This window comes from Candidatus Desulfatibia sp., assembly GCF_036446775.1.
Taxonomy (GTDB): Bacteria; Desulfobacterota; Desulfobacteria; order Desulfobacterales; family UBA11574; genus Desulfatibia_A.
The window spans coordinates 1-2,874 of record NZ_JAZFTO010000157.1 but is presented as its reverse complement, the minus strand read 5'-3'; the positions used below and the strand labels follow the sequence as shown (position 1 = coordinate 2,874).

General features: G+C 47.3%; 3 protein-coding genes. 1 reads left to right on the top strand and 2 read right to left on the bottom strand.

What is annotated here, in order from left to right:
* Positions 1-971, top strand: a 971-nt coding sequence (locus V3S16_RS07825) for an IS30 family transposase (protein WP_413884118.1), incomplete at its 5' end; no start/stop codon positions are given.
* Here V3S16_RS07825 and V3S16_RS07820 read toward each other — a convergent pair.
* Both V3S16_RS07820 and V3S16_RS07815 read right to left on the bottom strand, forming a co-directional pair.
* Positions 948-1,829 carry a two-component system response regulator gene (locus tag V3S16_RS07820; RefSeq protein WP_413884117.1) on the bottom strand — a complete coding sequence of 294 codons (882 nt, stop codon included), beginning with the start codon at positions 1,827-1,829 and terminating at the stop codon, positions 948-950. The two genes, V3S16_RS07825 and V3S16_RS07820, sit on opposite strands and share 24 nt — an antisense overlap.
* On the bottom strand, positions 1,826-2,874 hold a 1,049-nt coding region (locus tag V3S16_RS07815; protein ID WP_413884116.1), incomplete at its 5' end, for an ATP-binding protein. The genes V3S16_RS07815 and V3S16_RS07820, both read right to left, overlap by 4 nt.

Sequence of the window (2,874 nt, the reverse complement as noted above, 5' to 3'; positions counted from 1 at the left end):
AACAGTTGGATATTGAGGACAGAGTGATGATCGGGATTTTAAAGGCTAAGGGCGATTCGGTGCGGGAGATTGGCCGCAAGCTTGATCGTAGTCACAGTACGATAGTGCGTGAGCTTAAAAGGAACGCCTGCCCCGTTCACGGAGAAGATTATCTTGCCCATCGTGCCGATGCTATAGCTGGAAAGCGCAAGCGAGAGTCTGGCCACAGGGAGCGTCTTAAGAATCGAAGGGTTCGTAACTACGTAAGGCGCAAGCTGAGGCTGGGATGGTCTCCCGAACAGATTGCCGGTTGCTTAAAGAAGTTACACCCTGAGATGTATGTATGTCATGAGGCTATCTACCAGTATGTACATACCGATGCGCTGGATTACCGCGGCTATCTTCCACGACATCATAAAAAACGTAAAAAGAAAGGACAAAGCAGAAAGCACCGAAGTTCCCATATAACCAATAGAATCAGTATTGATGAACGCCCCGAGCATATCAACAGCCGTGAAGAGTTTGGGCATTGGGAAGCTGATTCCATGGTTTCCAGCAAGAACCGCAAAGCCGGTCTTATTGTCTTGGCTGAGCGCCAAACCCGTTTCATCAAGTTGAAGAGAGTTAACGGCAGAACAGCCCAAAATGCCAGGAAAGCCATTACCCAAAAGCTGTGCAGGTATCCTGGGGATTCCAGGCGGAGCATCACCTATGACAACGGCTCTGAAAACGTTGAACATGAACTTGTGAATGAGACCTTGGGAACGAAATCTTACTTCTGCAATCCATATCGAAGCTGGGAGAAGGGGTTGGTAGAAAATACCTGCGGATTGATTCGCAGGTTCATTCCAAAGAAAACAAACATCGCCTTAATAAGCGATGCTCAGGTTAGGCGCATAGAGCGTCTTTTAAATAACAGACCGAGGAAATGTCTGGATTACAACACTCCAGCAGAGGTCTTTGCTAAACTATGTGGTGCACTTGCCGGTTGAATGTGGGATTTTATCTTTTGAAATGCCTTTAGGATAACCATTGCCGTTCCATTTCTCATGATGGGTCAGTGCAACTGTGCCTGCCATCTCTAAAAGTTCGGAATCATGCTTTCCTAAAATATCTAATCCTATTTCTGAATGAGTCTTCATAATTTTCCATTCATCTTCATCCAGCTTCCCCGGTTTCCTGAGTATCCTGTCTTCTATTCCTATTTTACCTATATCGTGCATGGGGGCGGTGTGTAACAGAAGTTCCGCTTCTGCGTCGTTTAGGCCGATGGCCTCCCCGATAATATTTGAGTAAAAACTCATGCGGGTAATATGGAGGCCCGTTTCGTTATCTTTAAATTCCGCCGCGATGCCAAGCCTTTTGATTATTTCGAGTCTCGTGTCATGCAGGTCCTTTGTTCTTTCGCGCACCTTTTGTTCGAGAATAAGGTTGTGATCTTTCAGTTCCCTTTGAGCCATACGGACTCCAAGCAGGTTATTTACTCGCGCGAGCACTTCCATTTTGTTAAACGGTTTTGTTACAAAATCATTCGCGCCGGAGCTCAGGGCGCGCAATCGCGTATCCATGTCGCGGAGGGCGGTAAGAACCAGCACCGGCACATCGTTTTCTTTTTTAATTTCGGCGAATCTTTCCATTACGCCGAATCCGTCAAGGACGGGCATCATGAGATCGAGCAAAACAAGGTCGTATTCGTTTTTACGGTAAAGATCGACTGCCTCCAACGGATTTGGCGTGTAGGTTGCGTTTTTATAACCGTCCTCTTCCAGTATTTCTTCAAGTATTTCGAGGTTCACCGGTTCGTCATCCACGGCCAAAAGGCTCGCATTCTGCAGACCATATCTGTTCACCCGCTTTTCCCTCTTTCATCTCTTCCATGCATTGGGTTGTCAACTGGAAGGACCATATGGAACAGCGCCCCGCCCTCCGGGTGGTTTTCCGCCCAAATACGTCCTTTGTGGCCTTCAATTATCTCCTTGCAAATCGCAAGCCCGAGCCCGGTTCCGCCCGAGCCGGATTTTGTTTTGCTGGACTGGACGAATTTATCGAAAATTCCCTCCAATTCGTTTTCCGGCACACCCACTCCTTCGTCACGCACGACAAGTTCCAGAGCGGGCAGATCGCCTTCGTTTGTTTCAAGGTGTGTACGGTTGAAGAGAACGGTAATTGTTTTGCTCTCCGGAGTGAACTTGATTGCGTTTGACAGCAGGTTGTTCAGTACCTGATAAATTTTTTCCGGATCGAACCAGGCCGTTGTCCCGTTTTCAAACGGAAGTACGTTAAGGGTTTGCGACTTTGTATTTACGAGAGAGGCCACTTCACCTGTAGCGGCTTGCAGAATGCGCATTAAATCGTTTTCGTCCATGTTGTAGTCCATCTTTCCCGCTTCGAGCTTGGAAAGGTCAAGGAGGTCGTTAAGCAGGTCCAGCAGCCTTTCGCCACTGCCTTTAATACGGGAGAAGTATTTGAGCATCTTTTCCTTATCGGCCTTTTCAATTTTTTCTACGCCCATTTCGGCAAAACTCAGAATGGCGTGCATCGGAGTGCGGAGTTCATGGGACATGTTTGACAGGAACTGCGATTTGTGCTGGTTGGCGACTTCGGCCGCTTCCTTGGACGTTTTCAACGACTCCATAAGCGCACTCTGCTCCTCCACAAGTTCTTCTTTTTCGGAAAGTGTTTTCTTTAGTTGATCTTCCATTTCCTTTCGCTCGGTGAAATTTTCGCAGATTACGATGATGCCTTTTGATAAATCTGACGGATCAACCGCTTTAATTACTCGACGTATCCAAACTTCCGTTCCGTCTTTTCGTATTAGCTTGCCCTCCACCGTCACGGCTTTCCCGTTATGAAGTATCTCAAGCGAAGTCTGCTTTCTTTTCAGGTGATCACTTT